At 71.6% G+C, this 21620-nt stretch carries 20 protein-coding genes, 5 pseudogenes and 1 riboswitch; of the genes and pseudogenes, 17 read left to right on the forward strand and 8 right to left on the reverse strand.

Going from position 1 to position 21620, the window contains the following annotated elements:
- Positions 1-25 precede the first annotated feature (25 nt).
- Positions 26-408: pseudogene (locus ABZ396_RS27275) on the forward strand (TSUP family transporter); the annotation flags it as partial.
- A gap of 53 nt (positions 409-461) precedes the next feature.
- On the opposite strand, the pseudogene ABZ396_RS27280 reads toward ABZ396_RS27275, so the two are convergent.
- Positions 462-632, reverse strand: a pseudogene (locus ABZ396_RS27280) (metal-sensing transcriptional repressor); the annotation flags it as partial.
- A 421-nt stretch (positions 633-1053) separates the two neighbouring features.
- Between ABZ396_RS27280 and ABZ396_RS27285 the strand changes: the two are divergent.
- A complete protein-coding gene (locus ABZ396_RS27285) occupies positions 1054-2775 on the forward strand; it encodes an ABC transporter ATP-binding protein (protein WP_358925564.1) in 1722 nt (573 codons plus the stop codon).
- Between the two features lie 53 nt (positions 2776-2828).
- Here ABZ396_RS27285 and ABZ396_RS27290 read toward each other — a convergent pair whose 3' ends face one another.
- Positions 2829-3125: a hypothetical protein gene (locus ABZ396_RS27290; RefSeq protein WP_358925566.1), complete on the reverse strand. Its 297-nt coding sequence runs from the start codon at positions 3123-3125 to the stop codon at positions 2829-2831.
- Positions 3126-3296: 171 nt separating this feature from the next.
- On the opposite strand from ABZ396_RS27290, the gene ABZ396_RS27295 reads away from it, so the two are divergent.
- Both ABZ396_RS27295 and ABZ396_RS27300 read left to right on the forward strand, forming a co-directional pair.
- Positions 3297-3662 carry a nuclear transport factor 2 family protein gene (locus ABZ396_RS27295; RefSeq protein ID WP_358925568.1) on the forward strand — a complete coding sequence of 122 codons (366 nt, stop codon included), beginning with the start codon at positions 3297-3299 and terminating at the stop codon, positions 3660-3662.
- 161 nt (positions 3663-3823) lie between these two features.
- A riboswitch (ZMP/ZTP riboswitch) is annotated at positions 3824-3906 on the forward strand.
- Positions 3907-3932: 26 nt separating this feature from the next.
- Positions 3933-4781 carry a bifunctional 5,10-methylenetetrahydrofolate dehydrogenase/5,10-methenyltetrahydrofolate cyclohydrolase gene (locus tag ABZ396_RS27300; RefSeq protein WP_358925570.1) on the forward strand — a complete coding sequence of 283 codons (849 nt, stop codon included), beginning with the start codon at positions 3933-3935 and terminating at the stop codon, positions 4779-4781.
- A 3-nt stretch (positions 4782-4784) separates the two neighbouring features.
- Here the strand turns inward: ABZ396_RS27300 and ABZ396_RS27305 are convergent, their stop codons facing one another.
- The 3 genes and pseudogenes from ABZ396_RS27305 to ABZ396_RS27315 all read right to left on the reverse strand — a co-directional run bounded on the left by ABZ396_RS27305 (position 4785) and on the right by ABZ396_RS27315 (position 5918).
- Positions 4785-4997: a hypothetical protein gene (locus tag ABZ396_RS27305; RefSeq protein WP_358925590.1), complete on the reverse strand. Its 213-nt coding sequence runs from the start codon at positions 4995-4997 to the stop codon at positions 4785-4787.
- A 29-nt stretch (positions 4998-5026) separates the two neighbouring features.
- A pseudogene (locus ABZ396_RS27310) lies at positions 5027-5155 on the reverse strand (RICIN domain-containing protein); the annotation flags it as partial.
- A 97-nt stretch (positions 5156-5252) separates the two neighbouring features.
- Entirely contained in the window at positions 5253-5918 is a 666-nt protein-coding gene (locus ABZ396_RS27315) for a TetR/AcrR family transcriptional regulator (RefSeq protein ID WP_358925572.1), read from the reverse strand.
- Positions 5919-6092: 174 nt separating this feature from the next.
- On the opposite strand from ABZ396_RS27315, the gene ABZ396_RS27320 reads away from it, so the two are divergent.
- Positions 6093-7340: a YncE family protein gene (locus ABZ396_RS27320; protein WP_358925574.1), complete on the forward strand. Its 1248-nt coding sequence runs from the start codon at positions 6093-6095 to the stop codon at positions 7338-7340.
- Positions 7341-7400: 60 nt separating this feature from the next.
- Here ABZ396_RS27320 and ABZ396_RS27325 read toward each other — a convergent pair.
- Positions 7401-7727: pseudogene (locus ABZ396_RS27325) on the reverse strand (endoglycosylceramidase); the annotation flags it as partial.
- 863 nt (positions 7728-8590) lie between these two features.
- Here ABZ396_RS27325 and ABZ396_RS27330 point away from each other — a divergent pair.
- Positions 8591-9856, forward strand: a complete 1266-nt coding sequence (locus ABZ396_RS27330; protein WP_358925576.1) for a PP2C family protein-serine/threonine phosphatase — start codon at positions 8591-8593, stop codon at positions 9854-9856.
- 32 nt (positions 9857-9888) lie between these two features.
- Positions 9889-10035: a hypothetical protein gene (locus ABZ396_RS27335; RefSeq protein WP_358925586.1), complete on the forward strand. Its 147-nt coding sequence runs from the start codon at positions 9889-9891 to the stop codon at positions 10033-10035.
- A 98-nt stretch (positions 10036-10133) separates the two neighbouring features.
- Here ABZ396_RS27335 and ABZ396_RS27340 read toward each other — a convergent pair.
- Positions 10134-10545, reverse strand: a pseudogene (locus ABZ396_RS27340) (GTP-binding protein); the annotation flags it as partial.
- Positions 10546-10788: 243 nt separating this feature from the next.
- Between ABZ396_RS27340 and ABZ396_RS27345 the strand changes: the two are divergent.
- Genes ABZ396_RS27345 through ABZ396_RS27375 form a run of 7 tightly spaced genes read left to right on the forward strand, consistent with a single transcriptional unit; the run spans position 10789 to position 18411 of the window.
- Positions 10789-11271: a (2Fe-2S)-binding protein gene (locus tag ABZ396_RS27345; protein ID WP_358925578.1), complete on the forward strand. Its 483-nt coding sequence runs from the start codon at positions 10789-10791 to the stop codon at positions 11269-11271.
- Positions 11268-13742, forward strand: coding sequence for a xanthine dehydrogenase family protein molybdopterin-binding subunit (locus ABZ396_RS27350; protein ID WP_358925580.1), 2475 nt, complete (start codon positions 11268-11270; stop codon positions 13740-13742). Before ABZ396_RS27345 ends, ABZ396_RS27350 begins: the two co-directional genes overlap by 4 nt.
- Positions 13739-14593, forward strand: a complete 855-nt coding sequence (locus ABZ396_RS27355) for a xanthine dehydrogenase family protein subunit M (protein ID WP_358925582.1) — start codon at positions 13739-13741, stop codon at positions 14591-14593. Before ABZ396_RS27350 ends, ABZ396_RS27355 begins: the two co-directional genes overlap by 4 nt.
- 6 nt (positions 14594-14599) lie before the next feature.
- A complete protein-coding gene (locus tag ABZ396_RS27360) occupies positions 14600-15484 on the forward strand; it encodes a MoxR family ATPase (RefSeq protein ID WP_358925588.1) in 885 nt (294 codons plus the stop codon).
- 6 nt (positions 15485-15490) lie between these two features.
- Complete coding sequence (locus ABZ396_RS27365) at positions 15491-16663, forward strand: VWA domain-containing protein (protein ID WP_359186196.1); 1173 nt, start codon at positions 15491-15493, stop codon at positions 16661-16663.
- Complete coding sequence (locus tag ABZ396_RS27370; RefSeq protein ID WP_358923895.1) at positions 16656-17762, forward strand: XdhC family protein; 1107 nt, start codon at positions 16656-16658, stop codon at positions 17760-17762. The genes ABZ396_RS27365 and ABZ396_RS27370 overlap by 8 nt, the downstream gene beginning before the upstream one ends.
- Before the next feature lie 19 nt (positions 17763-17781).
- Entirely contained in the window at positions 17782-18411 is a 630-nt protein-coding gene (locus tag ABZ396_RS27375; protein WP_358923897.1) for an SRPBCC family protein, read from the forward strand.
- A 53-nt stretch (positions 18412-18464) separates the two neighbouring features.
- Here ABZ396_RS27375 and ABZ396_RS27380 read toward each other — a convergent pair whose 3' ends face one another.
- A complete protein-coding gene (locus ABZ396_RS27380; protein ID WP_358923899.1) occupies positions 18465-18965 on the reverse strand; it encodes a metallophosphoesterase in 501 nt (166 codons plus the stop codon).
- A gap of 88 nt (positions 18966-19053) precedes the next feature.
- Between ABZ396_RS27380 and ABZ396_RS27385 the strand changes: the two genes are divergently transcribed.
- Genes ABZ396_RS27385 through ABZ396_RS27395 form a run of 3 tightly spaced genes read left to right on the forward strand, consistent with a single transcriptional unit; the run spans position 19054 to position 21493 of the window.
- Positions 19054-19491 (forward strand): MarR family transcriptional regulator, encoded by a 438-nt coding sequence (locus ABZ396_RS27385; RefSeq protein ID WP_358923901.1) that lies wholly within the window; start codon positions 19054-19056, stop codon positions 19489-19491.
- Complete coding sequence (locus ABZ396_RS27390) at positions 19488-20900, forward strand: MFS transporter (RefSeq protein WP_358923903.1); 1413 nt, start codon at positions 19488-19490, stop codon at positions 20898-20900. Before ABZ396_RS27385 ends, ABZ396_RS27390 begins: the two co-directional genes overlap by 4 nt.
- 8 nt (positions 20901-20908) lie before the next feature.
- The gene (locus ABZ396_RS27395) at positions 20909-21493 is read left to right on the forward strand and encodes a hydrolase (protein ID WP_358923904.1); all 585 of its coding nucleotides are present in this window, start codon (positions 20909-20911) and stop codon (positions 21491-21493) included.
- Positions 21494-21620 lie beyond the last annotated feature (127 nt).

Here is a 21620-nt window from a genome sequence, read left to right on the forward strand (position 1 = left end):
CGTCGATCACTCCGGATCTTTCCGGTCGACCGCCGTGGTTCATGCCCGCGAGGGCACCGTGCGGTGGCGGGCCGGCGCCGTGTTCGCGGCGGCCGGGACCATGCCGGCGGGAGCCGGCCTCGGCGCGGTCGCCGGGGTGCTCGGGGCGGGCGGCGGCTTTCTCGCCGTACCGTCCCTCGTGTATCGCAGGGCACTGCGGATGCGTGCGGCCATCGGTCTGGTCATCACGATCAATTCGCTCACCACGCCGCGGCACGCGCCGGTACGCGGGCCGACGCCGACTGGTCGGCCGTGGGCCCGTTCGCCGCGGCATCGATCCTCGGCGCCTGAGCCGGCCAACGGCTCGCCACCCGGCTGTCCGCGGGCATACTCCAGCGGGTGTTCGCTTACGCCCTGCTCACGGTGGCCCGCGTTCGGGCCGGCCGACGCGGTGTTCCAGCGCCGGGCCCCGCTGGCCAGTCCAGCGAGGGGAACAGCTCCTCCAGGTGGCCCTTCATCCGCTCGGTCGTCTCGCCGTCCGACCCGTTTCCATCGGCGTCGGTGAGGCACTGCTGGAGCCCGGTCACGATGATCGCGAAGCCCGCCCGGTCCAGGGCGCGCGAGGCGCCGGCGAGCTGGGTGTCCACGTCCTCGTCCAGGGGTGCGCCTGCGGCGTTCGCACCGGGAACGCCCGCGATCCTCGCCGAGCACGGCGTCCCGGCGGCCACCCTCACCGGCGGCACGCGGGCTGGGCCGAGCGCGGTCACGAACTGCACCGGCCGCAGGGCGCGCGTCCCGCGCGAAGTGGGCCATGGAGCGCCAGGTCCGCTTCACCGCCGGATCGCGCGTCCTCGTGGGACTGGGCTCGGACAGCTCCACCCGGCCTGGCTGCTGCTGCCGGCCAGGACGGCGTGCGGCCTGGCGACGATCGATTCCGCCCGTAGGTGACCGGGCCCCGGGGCCGGAGCGGGCCGTCGTAGCCTTGGTGCGCCGCCCACCGCCCGGACGAGGAGCACCGTGACCACCGCAGACGCAGTTTCGCCGAGACGGACGCGAGACCGGACCGGTCCGTCCGTGTTCCGGCTGCTCCTCTCCTATGTACGTCCGCACCGCTGGGCCCTGTTGACGGGTGCGGTGCTCTCGCTGGTGACGGGGGCGACCGGGCTGCTGCTGCCGCTGGTGGCCCGGGGGCTGATCGAGGACCTGTCCCACGACCGTTCCATCACCGGGAAGCTGCTCGCGATGGCGGCTCTGGTGGTCACCAACGCCGGTGTGGGCGCGCTGGGTTCGTATGTGCTGCGGCGTACCGCCGAGTCGGTGGTGCTCGGGGCACGACGCACCCTGTCGTCGTACCTTCTGCGGCTGCGCATCACCGCCGTGGACCGCACCGAACCCGGTGACCTGATGGCGCGGATCACCTCGGACACCACCCTGTTGCGCGAGGTCACCACGGACTCGCTGGTCGCCCTTGGCACCGGCGGACTCACCCTGGTCGCCACCGTGGTGATGATGGGGGTGGTCGACCCCGTGCTGCTGGGCGTCACACTCGCCGTGATCGCGGGGGCGGGCACGGTGCTGGGCGCGATCGTGCCGCGCATCAACCGGGCGAGCCGCCGGGCACAGGACGCGGTCGGGGTGATGGGCGCCTCGCTGGAGCGGGTGCTGGGCGCGCTGCGCACCGTCAAGGCGTCCGGGGCCGAGCACCGTGAGGAGCGCGCCCTGCACGAGGCCGCCGAGGAGTCCTGGCGGCAGAGCGTGCGGGCCGCCAAGTGGTCGGCCGCGGCGGGCAACACGGCGGGGCTCGCGATGCAGCTGGCGTTCATCACGGTCCTTGCGGTGGGCGGGGCGCGGGTGGCGACCGGCGCGATCGGTATCGGCACGCTCGTGGCGTTCCTGCTCTACGTCTTCTACCTGATGTCGCCGATCCAGCAGGTGGTCGGCGCGGTCACGCAGTACCAGACCGGCGCCGGCGCGCTCGCCCGGATCCAGGAGGCACTGCGGCTGCCCGCCGAACCCCCGTCCGAGCCCGCCGAGTTGCCGTCCGCGGGCGCCGAACCGGCCTCCGTCACCTTCACCGACGTACGCTTCCGCTACGCCGACGACCTGCCGTACGTCCACCACGGGGTCAGCTTCGCGATACCCGCCCGGGGCATGACGGCGTTCGTCGGCCCGTCCGGCGCGGGCAAGACCACCGTCTTCTCGCTCATCGAACGGTTCTACGACCCGGAGTCCGGCACGATCACCCTCGACGGCCGCCCGCTCACCGACTGGGACCTGCCCCTGCTGCGCTCGGCCATCGGATACGTCGAGCAGGACGCGCCCGTGCTGTCGGGGTCACTGAAGGACAATCTGCTCCTCGGCAACCCTGAAGCGGACGAGGACGCGGTGACGCGGGTGCTGAAGACGACCCGGCTCGACGGTCTGGTCGCCCGGCTGCCGCAGGGCCTGGACACACTGGTCGGGCACCGCGGGACCAAGCTGTCGGGCGGAGAGCGGCAACGGGTCGCGATCGCCCGGGCGTTGCTGCGCCGGCCCCGGCTGCTGCTCCTGGACGAGGCGACCTCGCAGCTGGACGCGGTGAACGAGGCGGCCCTCAGGGACACGGTCGCCGATGTGGCGCGGTCGACCACGGTGCTGGTGGTCGCGCACCGGCTGTCGACGGTGACGATGGCCGACCGGATCGTCGTGGTGGACGCGGGCCGGGTCCGTGCGGTGGGCACGCACCGCGAGCTGGTTACGGCGGACCCGCTGTACGCGGAACTGGCGGCGACGCAGTTCCTCGCCTCCCAGCACTGAGTACGACGAAGGGCCGCCCCTGTTCCGGGACGGCCCTCGGGGTGCGGCCGAGGTCAGGACTCGATGCCCGGCACCAGCCCCATGAGGGGCGCGGCCAGGTCGGTGATCTGGTGCAGTTCGCTCAGCTTGTGGATTCCGTTCAGCGCCTGCACCTGCTCCGAGACCTTGGGGATCTCGTCTTTGTACTCCGCCGGGATGTCGCTGCGGGCGAGCGAGTCGAGCGTGCCGAGCGCGGTGAGCTTCCCGGGGTGCTGCGCACTCGCGTCGGCCGCGTTCGCCAGCGGCGCGGCGAGGCCGGTGACCCCGACGGCGAGGCCGACGGCGGCGACGATACGTCGTGTTGAGATCATGTCTTCAGCAACGGCGCGGGCGCCGGGCCGGACACGGGCAGCCGGTCCCCCTCACCCGTCAGGCGGAGCGCCCGGCCTGCGCTTGCCGAGCCGGGCGGGGCGGAGGAGGCTCGAAGGTGGGGCTCTCGCGGCCCGCTCCGCATCGGGTCGCGGGCTCCGCAGGAGGTCACCATGGGCACCGCGACAGGCTCCACGTTCGACACCGAGACGCTGCGCCGGGCCGTAGAAGGGAACACGGGGAACACCCTGCTGTCGCTCTACACGGACGACGCGGAGATCCGCATCGTCGACCGCAACGCCCAGCCCAGCCACCCCAAGGTCCTGCACGGCCGCGGGGACATAGCCGAGATGCTGGACGACGTCTACGGCCGCGACATGACGCACAAGCTGGACCAGTGCATCGTGCAGGGCGACCGGGCCGCCTACAGCGAGTCCTGCGAGTACGCGGACGGCGTCCGGGTGCTCGCCGAGTCGATGATCACGCTGCGCGACGGCAAGATCGCCGAGCAGATCATGATCCAGGCATGGGACGAATAGTCGGAAGGACCGCGAGGGTCCAGGTCAGCTCTCGGCTGACCTGGACCTTCTCGGCACCGGCGGGGCTGCCGCACACGTCCCCGTACGTCCGCCGTACTGCTGCGGACGGTCCTGCGGGCGGCGCACCGCCGGGGGAAACGCTGAACGTCTCGGTTACGCTGGGCGCGGGCCGTGACTGGCGCTGAGGTGGAGCACCACCGGGGAGCGGTCCGCACTGTCGATGCCGTGCGCCTGGGCGATCAAGGTCGAACCAGCTCAGGAGTGTGCCGCATGACCCACGCCCGTCTCATGGACGGAACCGCCGTCGCCCGCCGGATCGTCGAGCAGACCGCACAGCGCGCCGCCGGCCTCACCGCACGCACCGGCACCACGCCGTGCCTGGCGACCGTGCTGGTCGGCGAGGACCCCGCCTCCGTCACCTACGTCCGGATGAAGCAGAACCGCAGCCGCACGGCGGGCATCAGCTCCCGGCACGTGGCCCTGCCCGCCACCACGACCACCGAGGAACTCGTCGGCACGCTGCGGGAGTTGTCGGCCGATCCGGCGGTGCACGGCATCCTGCTCCAGCACCCGGTCGGCGAACACATCGACGAGCGGGCCGCGTTCGAGGCGATCGCGCCGCAGAAGGACGTGGACGGCGTGACCTTCGCGTCGTTCGCGACGATGAGCTTCGGCCTGCCGGGCTTCGTCTCCTGCACGCCCGGCGGCATCCTGCGCCTCCTCGACGCGTACGGCGTGGACCCGGCCGGGAAGCGCGCGGTGGTCGTCGGCCGCAGCGCGATCCTGGGCAAGCCGGCCGGCATGCTGCTGCTCGCCCGCGACGCCACCGTCACCTACTGCCACTCCCGCACCCGGGACCTGCCGGCGGCCGTACGAGAGGCGGACATCGTGGTCGCCGCCGTCGGCCGCCCCCGGCTGATCCGGGGCAAGGACATCAAGCCGGGCGCGGTCGTGCTCGACGCGGGCTACAACGCCGGGAACGTCGGTGACGTCGACTTCGGCACCGCCGTCGAACGGGCTTCGCTGATCACACCGGTGCCGGGCGGGGTCGGCCCCATGACCATCGCCGTACTGCTGGAGCAGACCGTCACCGCGGCCGCCCGGCAGCTCGGGGTGTGACGGTCAACGCAGCCAGGCCCTGTACTCCATGACGTCCCCGGCCCGTACCCCGTACTCCGGGTCGTCCCAGGTGAAGGTGGTCTCCAGGCCGAGTACGGCACCGGTGGCCGGGTCCAGGATCAGCATCCGCCGGCCGCCGGTGCCGTCGGCGTAGACGTAAAGGGGCGCGGGGCGGTGTTGATATGCAGCTACCGCCGCGCGGGCGCGACCAGCCACAGCCCGCCCGCGCCCAAGGAACTGCCGGCTCAACTCTGACCCCACTGCTGGTTGGTCCCCCCATTGCACGCCCACAGCACCAGCGAAGTCCCGTTGCTGCTCGCCGCGTTCTGCGCGTCCAGGCACAACCCCGCGTTGACGTTGGTGATCGTCCCGTCAGGTGCGGTTGAGCCGCCGACCGTAGAGCCGCCGGAGAGTGAAGTCAACGGATGCGACAGGGGTGAAGACCGACCTCGACGCACTTGCGGACAGGGGCTACCTGGAGCGCCCCGACACCCACCCCTCCGGCCGCAACATCCCCACCAGCAGCCGCACCAACTCCTCGACGACGTCCTCCAGGGTGGCGTCCACCCACCCGGCGCTCCAGTCGTGCAGCAACCCGTTCACGCTGCCGATGAAGGCCGTCGCCGCCAGCCGGTAGTCGCGCGGCGCCGCATCCCCGCGCGCCACCGCCGCGTTCGCCTCCCCGCATATCAACTCCACCCACCGTGCCCGCCGCGCGAGGCGCTGCTCCTCCAGCCGCGGGCTGACGCCGATGATCTCGACGAAGGCGACCCGGATGCGGCGCGGGTCCGAGGTGACGTCACGGGCATACGCACGGAAGAGCACCGTCACCCGCTCCACCAGCGGCAGCGGCTTCGCCTCCGCGAACGCGCTTCGCACCGCCTCCTCGGCCCACCCGTTGACCTCCAAGTGCAGCGCGGCGAGTACGTCCTCCAGGGTGTGGAACTCCTCGTAGAACTGACGGGTCGAAAGGCCCGCCGCCTGGCTGAGCGCGGCAACGGTCGTGGCGCGAAACCCCGGCGTGTCGCCGAAGAGCTGGAGCGCCGCGTCCAGGAAGCGCCTGCGCCGCTCGGCCTTGCGTTCCTCGGCGGACCGGCCGCCGTAGCGTCCTGTCGGTGCCTTGAGCCTGCCCACCAAGACTGCCCCCTCCGCCATCGGCCCGATGGCCAATTTTGTCGTGTACGCCTCTTGTGGAGTAAGCCGCCCCCTCCTTACTTTTCAGTAAGTTCGTTTGAATGCGCTCGTGTTCAGATTCCGCAATCCCGTGACCGCACGCGTGCCCCCCCACACCCATCAGAGGAGAGAGCAGTCATGCCTGCCTTCAGACCCAGGCACCTTTGCTCCGTAGCCGCCGCCCTCGTCCTGACCGTCGCCGCGCCCGCGACCGCCGCCACCGCCGCAACCGACGCCTCCCTGCGCGAGGTGCTGTTCGTCGGCAACAACTGGGACGGCACCGCGACCGTCCTGAACTCGTCCGGCGACTTCGCCAAGGTCGGCCAGATCAACGTCGTCCCCGACAAGGCCCAGCGGATCGCCGAGATCAACGCCGACCCCGTCAAGTGGATCTACTACACGTCGATACGCAACGAGGTCGGGCAGGGCCACGACCAGTACGCCGACGACATGTACTCCACTCCGGACGGCAGGTCCGTGGTCGTCTCGCGTCCGAGCTTCGCCGACGTCGTCTCCGTCGACCTGGCCACCGACACGATCAACTGGCGTTTCCCGGTGGCCGGTTACCGCGCCGACCACATGGCCGTCTCCCCTGACGGCACCAAGGTCGCGGTGTCGGCGTCCACCGCGGACAAGGTGCACGTGCTGGACATCAACAGCGGTAGGCAGCTGGGCGAGTTCGCCACCGGTGCCAAGCCGCACGAGAACGTCTTCAGCCCCGACGGCAAGTACATCTGGAACATGTCCATCGGCGAGGTCACCACCTCGCTCGACGATCCGGTCTGGGACTGGACCAAGGGCGACCGGCACATCACCGTCGCCGACGCCACCACCTTCAAGCAGGTCAAGACCATCGACATGCGCGACCGGCTGAACGCGATCGGGCTGACGGACTTCTCGGACGCGGTCCGGCCCGCGGCCTTCACCCCCGACTGGTCCAAGATGTACTTCCAGGTGTCGTTCTTCAACGGCTTCCTGGAGTACGACATCGCCACCGACAAGATCACCCGGGTGAAGACGCTGCCGGAGAACCCGGCGACCAGCAAGGACCGCACCACCTGGCTCCTCGACTCGCGTCACCACGGCCTCTCGATGAAGCCGGACGGCACCAAGCTGTGCGTCGCCGGGACGATGGACAACTACGCGACCGTCGTCGACCGGGCCACCCTGCAGGAGGGACCGCTCATCACCGCGTCGACCCCGTACTGGGCCACGGTCAGCGGTGACGGCAAGGACTGCGTCATCTCCGAGAGCGGCGCCGACCAGGTGACGGCCATCGACTTCGCCACGGGCGAGAAGGTGACCTCGGTCGCGGTCGGCGACCACCCGCAGCGCGTCCGGCTCGGGCATGTGCAGGCCGACTGGACGGGTGCATCAGGGAGTTGACGGACCGTGAGAATACTTCGGCCTCCGGGATGCTCGGCACCCCGGAGGCCGAAGCGCTGTTCAGAACTTCGCCGCCACCCAGGCGGCCAGCTCCGACCTTGCTGGGTTCAGCAGGGTGGAGCTCGGTGAGGTCGCCCCGTTGGCGACCAGCGCGAAGTGCAGCGCGCCGGAGTCCGAGTCGGTGAGCAGCAGCCGGCGGCTGCCCGTGCCGCCCGGTCCGGCCGCCGCGCCGACCGGGGTCGCGGAGCTGTACGACGGGGGTGTGTAGACGGTTCCCAGGTCGGAGACGACCGTGGTCGACGCGGTCCGGAAGGAGGCCGGGAGGTGGAGTTCGGTGGGTGCGGTGGCACTGCCGGAACGCCAGACCTGGATGACGTCCCCTGAACCGGCCTGTGACCGATCATGCGCGGGCCGGCAGACGTCACCTGGCGAAACACCTGGCTTTGTTCACGAGAACCGGTTCAGGCTCACTTTCCGTGAAGCGTGCACCGTGAGTGACGGTTGGAGGCCCCACTGGCCGTCGTGAGGTTGCCTCAAAATCATCCGTGGCGATCTTGGATTGGCTGACAGTTCGGGTCCGTGGAAGAGATGGTGCTCCGGCCGGAGGAGCTGCTGTTCCCGTCGATCGCGGATATCGCGGTGGTGTCGGTCGATGTGGACGATGAGTCGGTACTGATACAGGCCCGGTGCACGATGGCCGGGGCCGAGTGCGTTGGGTGCAGGGGCTGGTCGGAGCGGGTTCACAGCTCCAACATGCGGTATCCCGCTGACGTGCCAAGTGGCGGGGAAGCGGGTTCGGCTGTGTCTGTGGGTCCGGCGGTTCATCTGCGGGAACACGTTGTGCAAACGGCGGACCTTCGTCGAACAGAGAGCCGGCCCGACCCGGCGGTACGGCCGGTGGACCGAGCACCTGCGGTCGACGCTGGCCGTAGTCGGCCTCGCGCTCGCCGGCCGGGCAGGCGCCCGTATGGCCGGTGTCTTCGGGGTTGCTGTCAGCCGCAGCACCGTTCTGCGACTGGTCGAGGCCCTGCCCGATCCCGAGGTAGCAGCGCCGCGGTGGTCGGGGTCAAGGAATACGCGCCCCGCAAAGGGCGCTTCTACGGCACCGTGCTGGTCGACGTCGAGACGCGGCGACCAGTGGCCGTGCTGACATTCATCACTCGTTGTACTCAATGGACTATTAGACATATTCCAGGTATTTTCGTGCGCTAATAGGCTTCCACGGAGCGTCTCCACCGAGGGGCAAAAGTATGAGTCTGCAGGTCAGAGGGGTCATCGCAACCTGCGGCACCGCCGTTCGAGCACTCAGGCAGGTGATCGCCTCGCAGCGGCTCTCCCGGCGGATGCGGGACGAGGGCCGGCCGTTTGAGCCGGCGCTCCTGATCCCGCTGATGGTGATCGTGCTGGCCTCGTTGGCGGCCTTCTTCACGCCCCACCTGCAGTTCTACCGATTGCTCGGGGCGACGCCGGCGCTGGCCGCCGCGATGTTCTCCGTGGCCGGCACGCTGGGCATCGGGCTGCTCGCCCTGATAGCCGGGTTTGTCATCTCCGCCGCCGACCACACTCTGGGACAGACGCCGGGCAATTTCACCCTGCTCGCGGTCACGGCCAGCACTCTGACCGCCGCCTACGCCAGCCGGGTACGGCAGAACCGGGAGCACACCCTCGCCGAGGTGCGCTCCGTGGCCGAGACCGCGCAGCGGGTGCTGCTGCGCCCACTCCCACAGCACATCGAAGACATCGACGTCGAGGTGCTCTACCAGGGCGCCGCCGCGCAGGCCCGCATCGGCGGCGACTTCTACGAGGCGATGGCGACCCCGCAAGGGGTGCGGCTGATCATCGGCGACGTCCGCGGCAAGGGACTTCCGGCCGTCGAAGCCGCCTCGGTCATCCTCAGCACGTTCCGGGTGCTCGTGCTCAGCGCGCCCGACCTGCCGTCCCTGGCAGCACATATGGAGACCGCCATGTGCCAATACTCCCGGACCATGCCCGACGAGGCTCTGGAGCGCTTCGCCACCATCGTGCTTGTGGAGATCCCCGCCGGGGAACCCATCGCTCGTGTGCTCAACTGCGGGCACCCCGCGCCACTGCTGCTGCACGGCGGCGAAGTGCGCGAGGTGGAACCCAGCGCGCCGTCACCGCCCATCAACATGGCCGACCTCCTCGGCGACCACTATCAGGTCGACACCATCCCCTTCACCGCCGACGACCGCCTGCTGCTCTACACCGACGGCGTCAGCGAGACCCGCGACCGTACCGGGACCTTCTACCCCGTCGCCCAGCGCGTCCGCCGATGGGCCCTTGGCGAGCCCCGCCAACTCCTCGACCACCTCCACCAGGACCTGTGCGCCTACGTCCACGGCACCCACAATGACGACCTTGCCGCCCTGGTCGCCCACCGCGTCACACCGCCCGACGTTGAACCGACGGAGCGCTTCATGAGCCGACACTGGGACTGTAAATCGTTCGCAGTAGCTCCCGATCATGGAAGATGCATCGATGACATGATGACGTGACCTAGCCCAAGTCCGCGAAGGCAGTCCAGGCAATGCCGTCGAAGTCGGTGGCCGACCGGCTGATTGACGAGTCGGTGACCCGGGCCCAGGCCGAGGGCCTGCAACTGACCGGCGAGGGCGGGCTGCCGCAGCAGTTCACCAAGCGGCCACCAGCGCCGCGTCTGCACAGCGGCCGGTAGGTCAGCACGCTCAGACACGGATACGACGACATGCTGACCTCTTGCTGACTCCCGAGGGTACTATCACGCCTCTGAGCTGCACAAATAGCCAGGCGATGGATCTCGTTGACAAAGATCAGCGTGGGGATGCGCAGCTGCCGCAGGGTCCGCATCAGCACGCGGGTCTGCGCCCTGGACTCCCTCCACGGCCGAGACGACCAGGACCGCGCCGTCCAGCACACCGAGGACCCGTTCCACCTCGGCGATGAAGTCGGGGTGGCCCGGGGTGTCGATGAGGTTGACGGTCACCCCGTCGAGGGGGGACGACACGACCGCGGACCTGATGGTGATACCGCACTGCCGCTCCAGGGCGAGGCTGTCGGTCCGGGTGCTGCCGTCGTCGACGCTGCCGATCTCGTCGATGAGCCCGGCCGTGTGCAGCAGCCGTTCGGTCAGACTGGTCCTACCTGCGTCGACATGCGCGAGAATTCCGAGATTGAGCAGACCACTGAGCGTGATGTCCTTCGGCATGGGTGGGATTCCTTCCTGGGGGGACATGCACGCAGCGCGCATCGGTGGTCCTCTCGGTGAGCCGTCGGGGCAGGGGGAGTGCGGCAGGGGCCCCTCGCCCGCAGCAACGGATTAATGTTCAACGAAAGCCCTGCCGCAGCGCTCGCCGCCTTCAGAGCCCGGTCTTAGAGTGAACTGCATCACGACCTTCTGGCGCGTATGCCCCGTTTTTCCTTACTCCTGCCCGCATGGTCTGGAGGGCACATGACCCACATCAAGGTGCAGGTGGACGGCACGCCCTACGAGGACGAGGTGGAGCCCCGCCTGCTGCTCGCCCACTACCTGCGCGACCGTCTCGGCCTGACCGGCACCCCGATCGGCTGCGACACCTCGAACTGCGGCGCGTGCACGGTCGACCTGGACGGGGCGACCGTCAAGAGCTGCTCGGTGCTGGCCGTCCAGGCGGACGGCGGCACGGTGACCACCGTCCAGGGGCTGGCCAGGAACGGGGAGTGGACGGCACTCCAGCACGCGTTCCACGAGCGGCACGGTCTGCAGTGCGGGTACTGCACCCCCGGGATGATCATGGCGGCCCGCGATCTGCTGCGCGAGAACCCGCACCCCACCTCCGACGAGGTCCGCCAGGCCCTGGAGGGCAATCTCTGCCGGTGCACCGGCTACCAGAACATCGTCCGCGCGGTGCTCGCCGCCTCCGGACAGCAGGTCGGCGAGGAGGCCACGGCATGACCGATCAGGCCGTCGAACACGAGGTGGGCCGTGCCCGGCTGCGCAAGGAGGACGCCCGGCTGATCACCGGCCAGACCAACTGGACCGACAACATCCAGGTCGCCGGACTGCTCCATCTCGCCATCCTGCGCAGCCCGATGGCCCACGCCCGTCTCACCCGCGTCGACGTCTCCCCCGCCCTCGAACGCCCCGGTGTCGTGGCCGCGTTCGCCGGCGCCGACCTCGCCGAGGGACTGGGCTCACTGCCCTGCGCCTGGCCGGTGACCGAGGACATGGTGCTCCCCGACCACCCGCCGGTCGCCGTCGACGAGGTGCGCCACGCGGGTGACCCGGTGGCCGTGGTCGTCGCCCGCGACCGGTACGCCGCGGCCGACGCGCTCGAGGCGATCGAGGTCGACTACGACCCGCTGCCACCGGTCCTCGACCTGGAAGCGGCGCTGGCGGACGACGCCCCGCTGGTCCACGCGGACAAGGGCACCAACCGCTGCTACACCTGGCCGCTCGCCACCGGCGAGAGCTTCGCGTCCGTACGGCAGCGCGCCGAGGTGACACTGAAGCGCCGTTACCACCAACAGCGGCTGATCCCCAACGCCATCGAGCCGCGTGCGGTCGTCGTCACCCCGATCGCCGCGTCCGGGGAGTACACGGTCTACTCGGCGACCCAGATCCCGCACATCCTGCGGATCATGCTGGCCACGGTCACCGGGATCCCCGAGCACAAGCTCCGGGTGATCGCCCCGGACGTGGGCGGCGGCTTCGGCTCCAAGCTCCAGGTGTACGGCGAGGAGGCCCTCGCCCTCACGGTGGCGCGCAAGCTGGGTCGCCCGGTGAAGTGGACCGAGTCCCGCTCCGAGGGCTACCTCGCCACCCATCACGGCCGCGGCATGATCCAGGACATCGAGGTGGCCGCCACCCGCGAGGGCAGGCTGCTCGGCCTGAAGGTGGACCTGATCGCCGACATGGGCGCCTACCTGATGCTGGTCACCCCGGGCATCCCGATCCTCGGCGCCTTCATGTACCCGGCGATCTACAAGATGGACGCCTACGAATTCACCTGCACGGGGGTCTTCACCACCCGCACCCCCACCGACGCCTACCGCGGCGCCGGACGCCCGGAGGCGACCTTCGCCATCGAGCGGATCATGGACGAGCTGGCGGCCGAACTAGGCCTGGATCCCGTGGAGTTGCGGCGCCGGAACTGGATCCGGCACGAGGAGTTCCCGTACACCTCGATCGCGGGGCTGACCTACGACAGCGGCAACTACGAGGCGGCCACCGAGAAGGCCCTCGCCCTGTTCGGGTACGACGACCTGCGCGCCGAGCAGCGCGAGCGCGCCGGACGCGGCGACCCGGTACGGCTCGGCATCGGTGTGTCGACGTACACGGAGATGTGCGGTCTGGCCCCGAGCCGGGTGCTGCGCGACCTCAGGTACGGGGCCGGCGGCTGGGAGGCGGCGAGCATCCGGATGCTGCCCACCGGCAAGGTCGAGGTGGTCACCGGCACCAGCCCGCACGGGCAGGGCCACGAGACCTGCTGGAGCCAGATCGCGGCCGACGTGCTGGGGGTGCCGTTCGAGGACGTCGAGGTGGTGCACGGCGACACCAGGTCGGCCCCGCAGGGCATGGACACCTACGGCTCACGGTCGCTGTCCGTCGGCGGCGAGGCCGTGCACCGGGCGGCGACGAAGGTGGTCGAGAAGGCGCGGAAGGTCGCCGCGCACCTGCTGGAGGCGAGTGAGCAGGACCTGGAGTTCACGGACGGCGTGTTCGCGGTGAAGGGCTCGCCGGAGGCCCGGAAGACCATCCAGGAGATCGCCTTCGAGACGTTCACCAGCCACGACCTGCCCGACGGCGTGGAACCGACCATCAACGCCGAGACCGTGGTCGACCCGGAGAACTTCTCCTACCCCCACGGCACCCATCTGTGCGCGGTCGAGGTCGACACGGAGACCGGGCGGACCCGGATCAGGTCGTACGTCTGCGTCGACGACGTCGGCCGGGTCGTCAACCCGATGATCGTCGAGGGCCAGGTGCACGGCGGCCTCGCCCAGGGCATCGCGCAGGCGCTGTACGAGGAGGCCGTGTACGACGACGACGGCAACCTCGTCTCCGGCACCATGGCCGACTACCTGGTGCCGTCGGCGGCGGATCTGCCGGACTTCGTCACCGACCGGACGGAGACCCCGGCGACCTCGAACTCCATGGGGGTGAAGGGAGTCGGCGAGGCCGGGACGATCGCGTCGACGCCCGCCGTGGTCAACGCCGTGGTGGACGCACTGCGGCCACTGGGCGTGCAGGACGTACGGATGCCGTGCTCGCCGCACCGGGTGTGGCAGGCCGTGCAGGCCGCCCGCGCCGGCCGGGGCGGGGCGGGCGAGGAGGCCGGCGGGACCGGTCCCGCACAGTCCGGGCAGTCCGGGCAAGCCGCCCGGTCCGGCGACCTGGGTCAGTACGAGGAGGGTTCCGCATGATTCCCCCCGCGTTCGAGTACACCCGCCCGACGAGCGTCGACGAGGCGGTACGCGCGCTCGCCGACGCGGGCGAGGAGGCGAAGGTGCTGGCCGGCGGGCAGAGCCTGCTGCCGCTGCTGCGACTGCGGCTCGCCTTCCCGGAGCTGGTCGTGGACGTCGGCCGGATCCCGGAGCTGCGCGGGGTCCGCGAGGACGGCGACGCACTGGCCATCGGCGCGCTGACCACGCATCACGACGTCGTCCACGACCCCCTGGTACGCCGGCACGCCGGACTGCTGGCGCAGGCCACGGCCACCGTCGCCGACCCCGCCGTACGGCATCGGGGCACCCTCGGCGGCTCCCTGGCGCACGCCGACCCGGCCGGGGACCTGCCCGCCGTCGCCCTGGCCCTCGACGCCGAACTGGTCGTCGCCGGCCCGGGCGGCCGGCGTACGATCCCGGCCCGGGAGTTCTTCGTGGACTACCTCCAGTCGGCCCTGGCACCCGACGAACTGCTGGTGGAGGTGCGGATCCCGAAGACGGACGGCTGGGGCTTCCACTACGAGAAGTTCCAGGCGGTCGCCCAGTCCTGGGCCATCGTCGCGGTCGCCGCGCTGGTCCGGCGGGACGACGGGCACATCGCCGAGGCACGCATCGGGCTCACCAACATGGGCTCGGTCCCGCTGCGGGCGACGGCGGCCGAGGAGGCGCTGTCCGGTGCCGACGGCCCGGCGGCCGTGGCCGGGGCCGCCGAGGCGGCGGCCGAGGGCACCCGGCCCTCGCAGGACCTGTCGGCCTCGCCCGAGTACCGGGAGCACCTCGCACGGGTGCTGACCCGGCGGGCGGTGCTGACCGCCGGCGGGATGGGGTGAGCGCCGATCATCCGGAAGGACGACCCGGAGCAGGTGCGGGCCCGCCTGGAGGAGACGGGGTACCTCGTCGACGAAGGGCTGGCCGTCTCCTGCTTCCTGGCACTGAGGCTGCACCGGCCGCTGTTCTGCGAGGGCGACGCGGGCGTGGGCAAGACCGCGCTCGCGTCCGCCCTGGCCGAGGCGCTCGGCGCGCCGCTGATCCGCCTGCAGTGCCACGAGGGCATCGACGCCTCGCAGGCCCTGTACGACTGGGACTTCCCCCGGCAGCTGCTGCATCTGAGGGCCGCCGAAGCCGCCGGGGTCAGCGACGCGGACCGCCTGGAGAGCGAGCTGTACGACCGGCGCTTCCTGATCGCCCGGCCGCTGCTGTCAGCCCTGCAGACGCAGCCGTCGGTCCTGCTGGTCGACGAGATCGACCGGGCCGACGACGAGTTCGAGGCGTTCCTGCTGGAGCTGCTGTCCGAGTACTCCGTCACTGTCCCGGAGCTCGGCACGCTGCGGGCCGAGGAGCCGCCGGTGGTCGTGCTGACCTCGAACCGGACCCGCGAGGTGCACGACGCGCTGAAACGGCGCTGCCTCTACCACTGGTTCGACCATCCCTCCTTCGCCCGCGAACTCGCCATTGTGCGCCGCCGGTTGCCGGGGGTGTCGGCGCGGCTGGCCGAGCAGGTCACGGCGCTGGTGCAGGCCCTGCGGGGCGCGGACCTGATCAAACCGCCGGGTGTGGCCGAGACGCTGGACTGGGCCGAGGCCCTGGACGCTTTGGGGGCGAGCGAGGTGGACGCGGAACTCGCCGTGCAGACACTGGGCTCGGTGCTGAAGTACCGGGAGGACACGGAGCGGGCGCGGGGGCTGGATCTCGCGGCGGTCCTCGCGGCCCGGGGCGGGTGACCGGAGATGGACGCCACGGTACCGAGGCCGGCGGCAGTGCCGGCGGACGCCGTACTGCTCGGTTTCGTCCGGGCGTTGCGGGCGGCGGGCGTGGACGCGAGCGCCGAGCGCGGGTACGCGTTCCTGCGCGCCGTGACCGCCCTGCGGCCGGAGATGCGCTCCGACGTGTACTGGGCGGGGCGGGCGACACTGTGCGGCGGCCATGACGATCTGGAGCGCTACGGCCGGGTGTTCGCCGCCTACTTCGGACCGTCCGGGAGCCCCGCTCCGCAGCCGGTGCGTACGAATCCCCCACCCCGGCTGCGGCTCGTCGCACGGGAGGCGGCCGCGGCACCCCCTGGCCCGGGCGCGAGCGGCCCGTCGGGGCCGCCGACCGCCGCCCTCGCCAGCTCCGCCGAGGTGCTGCGCCACCGCGATGTCACCGAACTGGACCCCGCCGAACGGGCGCAGCTGCGCCGGCTGCTGGCCGTGTTCACGCTGGAGGGGCAGACCCGGCGCTCGGCGCGGCGGCGGCCCGCCCGGCGCGGGCGCGTCGATCCGCGCCGTACGGTGCGGGAGTTGCTGCGGCGGGGTGGGGAGCCGGCCCTGCTGCGGCGGCACGCGCGCGTGGCGCGGCCCCGCCGGGTGGTGCTGCTCGTCGATGTGAGCGGCTCCATGGGACCGTACGCCGACGCGCTGTTGCGGTTCGCGCACGCGGCGGTACGCGGGGGCCGCACGGAGGTGTTCACCATCGGCACCCGGCTGACCCGGGTGAGCCGGGAACTGTCGCACCGCGACCCCGACCTGGCGATGACGGCCGTCGCGGCGGCCGTACCGGACTGGCGCGGCGGCACCCGGCTCGGCGAACTGCTGCGGGAGTTCCTGAACCGGTGGGGGCAGCGCGGGATGGCGCGCGGCGCGATCGTCGTCCTGCTCTCGGACGGCTGGGAGCGCGGCGATCCGGAGCTGCTCGGACATCAGATGCGCCGGCTGCACGCCCTGGCTCACCAGGTGGTCTGGGCGAACCCCCGCAAGGCACGGCCCGGTTACGCACCATCGGCGGCCGGGATGGCGGCCGCGCTGCCCAGCGTCGACGCCTTCGTCGACGGGCACAGCCTGGCGGCGCTGGAGCGGCTCGCGGCCGTGGTGCGCGGGGCGCGGGCCGGTGTCGCACCGGTGAAGGGAGCGGATCGTGCGTGAGATTCTGCCGGCGCTGGCCGGCTGGCACGCGGCCGGGGCCCCGTTCGGGCTGGCCACGGTGGTCGCGGTCAGCCGCAGCGCGCCGCGCGGGCCCGGAGCGGCCATGGCGGTGGGCCCGGACGACGAGGTCGTGGGCAGCGTCTCCGGGGGGTGTGTGGAGGGCGCCGTGTTCGAGCTGGCGCAGGAGGTCGTGGCGAGCGGCGAGGCACAGCTGGAGACCTTCGGCTACAGCGACGAGGACGCGTTCGCGGTGGGGCTGACCTGCGGCGGAGAGATCACTTTGCTGGTACGGCCGGTGACCGCCGAAACGGACCCGGCCCTCGGAGCGGTCGCCGCCTCGGTCGCCGCGGGCGAGCCGGTGACCGTGGCGACGGTGGTTGACGGTCCCGCACCGCGCGGCGCCACGCTCGCCGTCTGGCCCGGTCGGGCGGCGGGCACGCTCGGCGCGACCGGCCTCGACGTCGCCGTCACCGCGGACGCTCGCGGTGAACTCGCCCTCGGTGCCTCGGCCTTGAGGCACTACGGCCCGCACGGGGAGCGCCGCGAGGACGCCGTGACGGTGTTCCTGGAGTCGTTCGCGCCACCGCCTCGCATGCTGGTGTTCGGCGCCATCGACTACGCGGCGGCGGTGGCCCGCATCGGTGACTTCCTCGGCTACCGGGTCACCGTGTGCGATGCCCGCCCGGTCTTCGCCACGCCCAAGCGCTTCCCGGCCGCCGTCGAGGTCGTCGTCGACTGGCCGCACCGCTATCTGAGCGCAACGGCGACCGACGACCGCACGGTGATCTGTGTCCTCACCCACGACCCGAAGTTCGACGTGCCGCTGCTGGAGGAGGCGTTGCACCGGCCGGCCGCGTACATCGGGGCGATGGGCAGCCGCAGGACCGACGAGGAGCGGCGCGCCCGGCTGTCCGAGGCCGGTCTCGCCGAGGCCGAGCTGTCCCGGCTGCGCTCACCGCTCGGCCTCGACCTCGGTGCCCGTACGCCCGAGGAGGTCGCCGTGTCCGTCGCCGCCGAGATCGTCGCCCTGCGCTGGGGCGGCAGCGGCGCGCCGCTGGCGACGACCACGGGGGCCATCCACGCGCCCGCCGTCCGCTGACTGCCAGGAGGAGTGAGTCATGGAACTGCACAACGAGTTCACCGTCCCCGTCCCGGTCGACGACGCCTGGCGCGCGCTCCTCGACATCGAACGGGTCGCGCCTTGTCTGCCGGGCGCGGTCGTGGAGGAATACGACGGCAGGACCGTGACCGGCTCGGTGAAGGTCAAGGTCGGCCCGGTCACCGTGACCTACCGGGGCACCGCGGTCTTCCACGAACAGGACGAGACGGCACACCGGATGGTGCTGGCGGCGACCGGCCGGGAGACCCGGGGGCAGGGCACGGCCAGGGCCACGGTCACCGGCACGCTCGCCGAACGCGACGGCGGTACGGCCGTGTCGGTGGACACCGACCTGACGGTGACGGGACGTCCGGCGCAGTTCGGGCGCGGCGTGCTGTCGGAGGTGGGCGACCGGCTGGTGGGACAGTTCGCCGCATGCCTGGCGGAACGGCTGGCCGAGCGGCCGCAGGGTGCAGGCGAGGAACCGGCGCCGCTCGACGAGGAGGAGGCACAGCCGCTCGATCTGCTGCGGACGGCGGGGGTGCCGGTGGCGAAGCGGGCGGCGGCGGTGGCCGCCGCGATCGCCGTACTCACGGTGGTGGCGGCGCGGCGGCGACGGCACCGGAGGCACCCCGCCGGGCGCGGGTGAGGCGTTCTGTGCCCGGTCCGGAGATCATCGCTGCATCCGGCCGCGGCCGGTCGTCAGCGCGGCGGCAGCCGGTGCAGTGTCACCTCCGTGAGCGCACCGTCGGCGACGCTCGCGGTGACGTAGGTGCAGTGCGGCTGGCGGCGCCGGTCGGTGGGCGAGCCGGGGTTGAGCAGCCGCAGCCCGCCCGGGGCCGTGGTGTCCCAGGGGATGTGGCTGTGCCCGAAGACCAGGACGTCCAGGTCCGGGAAGCGGGCGGCGCAGCGGGCCTCGCGTCCTTGGGCGGGACCGGTCTCGTGGATCACGCCGAAGCGCAGGCCGCCCAGGTCGGCGTACGCGACCTCGGGGAGCCGGGCGCGCAGGCCTGGGCCGTCGTTGTTGCCGTACACGCCGATCAGCCGCCGGCTGTGGCTCTCCAGCAGGTCGAGGGTGGCCTCGTCGACCCAGTCGCCGGCGTGGAGGACGACGTCCGCGCGCGGTAGTTCGGCGAGGAGCTGGTCCGGGAGCCGCTTGGCGCGCACGGGCAGGTGCGTGTCGGAGGTGAGGAGCAGGCGCACGGGACCAGCCTAGCGACCGTACGAGATCTACAGCTGGGCTTAACAGTTTGAACTGGACAGTTCCCCCTGACGGTTCTAGGGTGGCGGCATGGTTCAGATCTCGGACTCCGCGACCCGCGCGGCGCGCGACCTGCGCGTGGTGTTCAGCAGACTGCGGCGCCGTATCCGGGAGATCGCGCAGGACGCGGACCTCACCCCGTCCCAGGAGTCGGCGCTCACCCTGGTCTCCAAGCACGGCGCCGCCACGGCCAGCGCGCTGGCCTCCGCCGAGGGGGTGCGGCCGCAGTCGATGGCGACCACGCTGGCCGCCCTCGACCAGCAGGGGCTGATCGGCCGCAGCCCCGACCCCACCGACGGCCGCCGCCAGCTGGTCACCCTCACCGAGGCCGGGCAGGCCCGTGTCGAGGGCAACCGGCAGGTGCGCGACGAGTGGCTGGCCCGCGCCTTCCAGGAGCGCTACACCGAGGAGGAACGCCAGACCATGCTCACCGCGTTCGAACTGCTGCAACGGCTGTCGCGGCCGTGATACCGAGGCTCACCGGACGCACCCCGCAGGACACCCGCCAGGTCCCCGCCGGCTTCGACCGGCGGCTGATCGCGCCGATGGTCCTGGGTTCCGTACTCAACCCGATCAACTCCTCGATGATCGCCGTGGCCCTGGTGCCGATCGGCATCGCCTTCGGGGCGCCGCCCGCCGAGACGGTGTGGCTGGTCTCCGCGCTCTACCTGGCGACGGCGGTGGGTCAGCCGGTGATCGGGCGCCTGGTGGACATGTACGGGCCGCGCCGGCTCTACCTCGTCGCCACGGGCCTGGTGGGCGTCGCCGGAGTGGTGGGCGCGCTGGCACCCTCGCTGGGCGTGCTGATCACCGCGCGGGTCCTGCTCGGCTTCGGCACCTCGGCGGCGTTTCCGGCGGCGATACGGCTGACCAGGAGCGAGGCCGAACGCACCGGGCGGGACAGCCCGGCCGGAGTGCTCACCGCACTCGCCGTGTCCGGGCAGACCGTGGCCGTGATCGGCCCGACGCTGGGCGGACTGCTGATCGGCGCCGGCGGCTGGCACATGGTGTTCACCGTGAACGTGCCGCTCTCGGCGGCCTGTCTGGTCCTGGGCGTCCTGTGGCTGCCGAAGGCCGAACCCGCCGAGCGGCGCCAGAGCATGGACCTCCCCGGCATGGCCCTCTTCGCCGTCCTGCTGGTCTCCCTGATGCTGTTCCTGATGGATCCGCGGCTCGACCGCTGGTACCTGCCGGCCCTGACCCTCGTGGCGGCCGCCGCCTTCGCGGCCCGGGAGCTGCGCGTGCCGGACCCGTTCGTCGACCTGCGCGTCCTCGGCGGCAACGGCCCGCTCATCGCCACCTACGTACGTCAGTTCCTCGGCTGCGTCACCTCCTACGCCTTCCTGTACGGCTACACGCAGTGGCTGGAGGAGGGGCGCGGGCTCAGCGCCTCCACCGCGGGGCTCGTGCTGCTGCCCCTGTCGGTCGCCGCGCTGGTCGTCTCCACGCTCACCGGCCGCCGCGAGGCGATCCGCGCCAAGCTGCTCGTCGGCTCCGTGCTGCAGATCGCGGGCTGCGCGGCGCTGCTGCTGTTCGACGCCGGCAGCCCGGTCTGGATGCTGCTCGCTGTCGGAGCGCTGCTGGGCATACCGCAGGGCCTGCTCGGCCTGGCCGCGCAGAACGCGCTGTACCGGCAGGCCGGCCCCGAGCGGATCGGCTCCGCCGCCGGACTGCTGCGCACCTTCATGTACCTCGGCGCACTCGGGGCGTCCGCCGCCACCGCGGCGTTCTTTCCGCACCGCGCCGACACGGGCGGGCTGCACGGCCTGGCCCTGTTCATGCTCGCCGGCTCGGCACTGCTGCTGGCGATCACCCTGCCGGACCGCTCCCTGGCCCGGATCACCGTCCAACCCCGTCAAGCCCTCCGAAAGGCCTGATCCACCCCATGTCTCTGAGCACCCTCGATCCCCGTACCGCCCTTGTCGTCATCGACCTCCAGCAGGGCATCGTGGCCATGCCCACCCAGCCGTACTCCGGCGCCGAGGTCGTGGCCCGTACCGTCGAGCTCGCCGACGCCTTCCGCGCCCAGGACCTGCCCGTGGTCCTGGTCCGGGTGTCCTTCGCGGCCGACGGCGCCGACGCCGTGCCCGGCCGCACCGAGCGCCAGCCGCGCGGCCTGTCCTTCCCCGAGGGCTGGGACGTCGTCGTCGACGAACTGAACGGCCACCCCGGCGACATCCTCGTCACCAAGCACAACTGGAGCGCGTTCCACGGCACCGACCTCGACGTCCAGCTGCGCCGCCGGGGCGTCACCCAGATCGTTCTGACCGGCATCGCCACCAGCATCGGCGTGGAGTCCACCGCCCGCGACGCCTACGCACACGGCTACCACGTGACGCTCGCCACAGACGCCATGGCCGACGCCGACCCCGAGGCGCACGGCGGCAGCGTGGAACGGATCTTCCCGCGGCTCGGGGAGTCCGGCAGCACGGCCGAGGTCCTGGAGCTGCTCGCCAAAACCCACGGCTGAGCAGGTGATTTGACGCACGGCTGACCCTTCACCGACCCGGTCTTGACCAAGGGGCGCAACACACCCGAGGCCAAGACCGGGTTAGCATTCGGCCACATGTACGTGCCGTCCAGGAAAACGGACGGCT

The sequence above is a fragment of the Streptomyces sp. NPDC005866 genome (genome assembly GCF_040629895.1).
GTDB lineage: Bacteria > Actinomycetota > Actinomycetes > Streptomycetales > Streptomycetaceae > Streptomyces.

Excerpts from the sequence above, each read along its gene's own strand:
- ABZ396_RS27375 (WP_358923897.1), top strand. The coding sequence starts at position 17,782 with ATGGAACTGCACAACGAGTTCACCGTCCCCGTCCCGGTCGACGACGCC.
- ABZ396_RS27295 (WP_358925568.1), top strand. The coding sequence starts at position 3,297 with ATGGGCACCGCGACAGGCTCCACGTTCGACACCGAGACGCTGCGCCGG.
- ABZ396_RS27365 (WP_359186196.1), top strand. The coding sequence starts at position 15,491 with ATGGACGCCACGGTACCGAGGCCGGCGGCAGTGCCGGCGGACGCCGTA.
- ABZ396_RS27335 (WP_358925586.1), top strand. The coding sequence starts at position 9,889 with ATGCCGTCGAAGTCGGTGGCCGACCGGCTGATTGACGAGTCGGTGACC.
- ABZ396_RS27330 (WP_358925576.1), top strand. The coding sequence starts at position 8,591 with ATGAGTCTGCAGGTCAGAGGGGTCATCGCAACCTGCGGCACCGCCGTT.
- ABZ396_RS27395 (WP_358923904.1), top strand. The coding sequence starts at position 20,909 with ATGTCTCTGAGCACCCTCGATCCCCGTACCGCCCTTGTCGTCATCGAC.
- ABZ396_RS27300 (WP_358925570.1), top strand. The coding sequence starts at position 3,933 with ATGACCCACGCCCGTCTCATGGACGGAACCGCCGTCGCCCGCCGGATC.
- ABZ396_RS27350 (WP_358925580.1), top strand. The coding sequence starts at position 11,268 with ATGACCGATCAGGCCGTCGAACACGAGGTGGGCCGTGCCCGGCTGCGC.
- ABZ396_RS27290 (WP_358925566.1), bottom strand. The coding sequence starts at position 3,125 with ATGATCTCAACACGACGTATCGTCGCCGCCGTCGGCCTCGCCGTCGGG.
- ABZ396_RS27355 (WP_358925582.1), top strand. The coding sequence starts at position 13,739 with ATGATTCCCCCCGCGTTCGAGTACACCCGCCCGACGAGCGTCGACGAG.
- ABZ396_RS27320 (WP_358925574.1), top strand. The coding sequence starts at position 6,093 with ATGCCTGCCTTCAGACCCAGGCACCTTTGCTCCGTAGCCGCCGCCCTC.
- ABZ396_RS27385 (WP_358923901.1), top strand. The coding sequence starts at position 19,054 with ATGGTTCAGATCTCGGACTCCGCGACCCGCGCGGCGCGCGACCTGCGC.
- ABZ396_RS27345 (WP_358925578.1), top strand. The coding sequence starts at position 10,789 with ATGACCCACATCAAGGTGCAGGTGGACGGCACGCCCTACGAGGACGAG.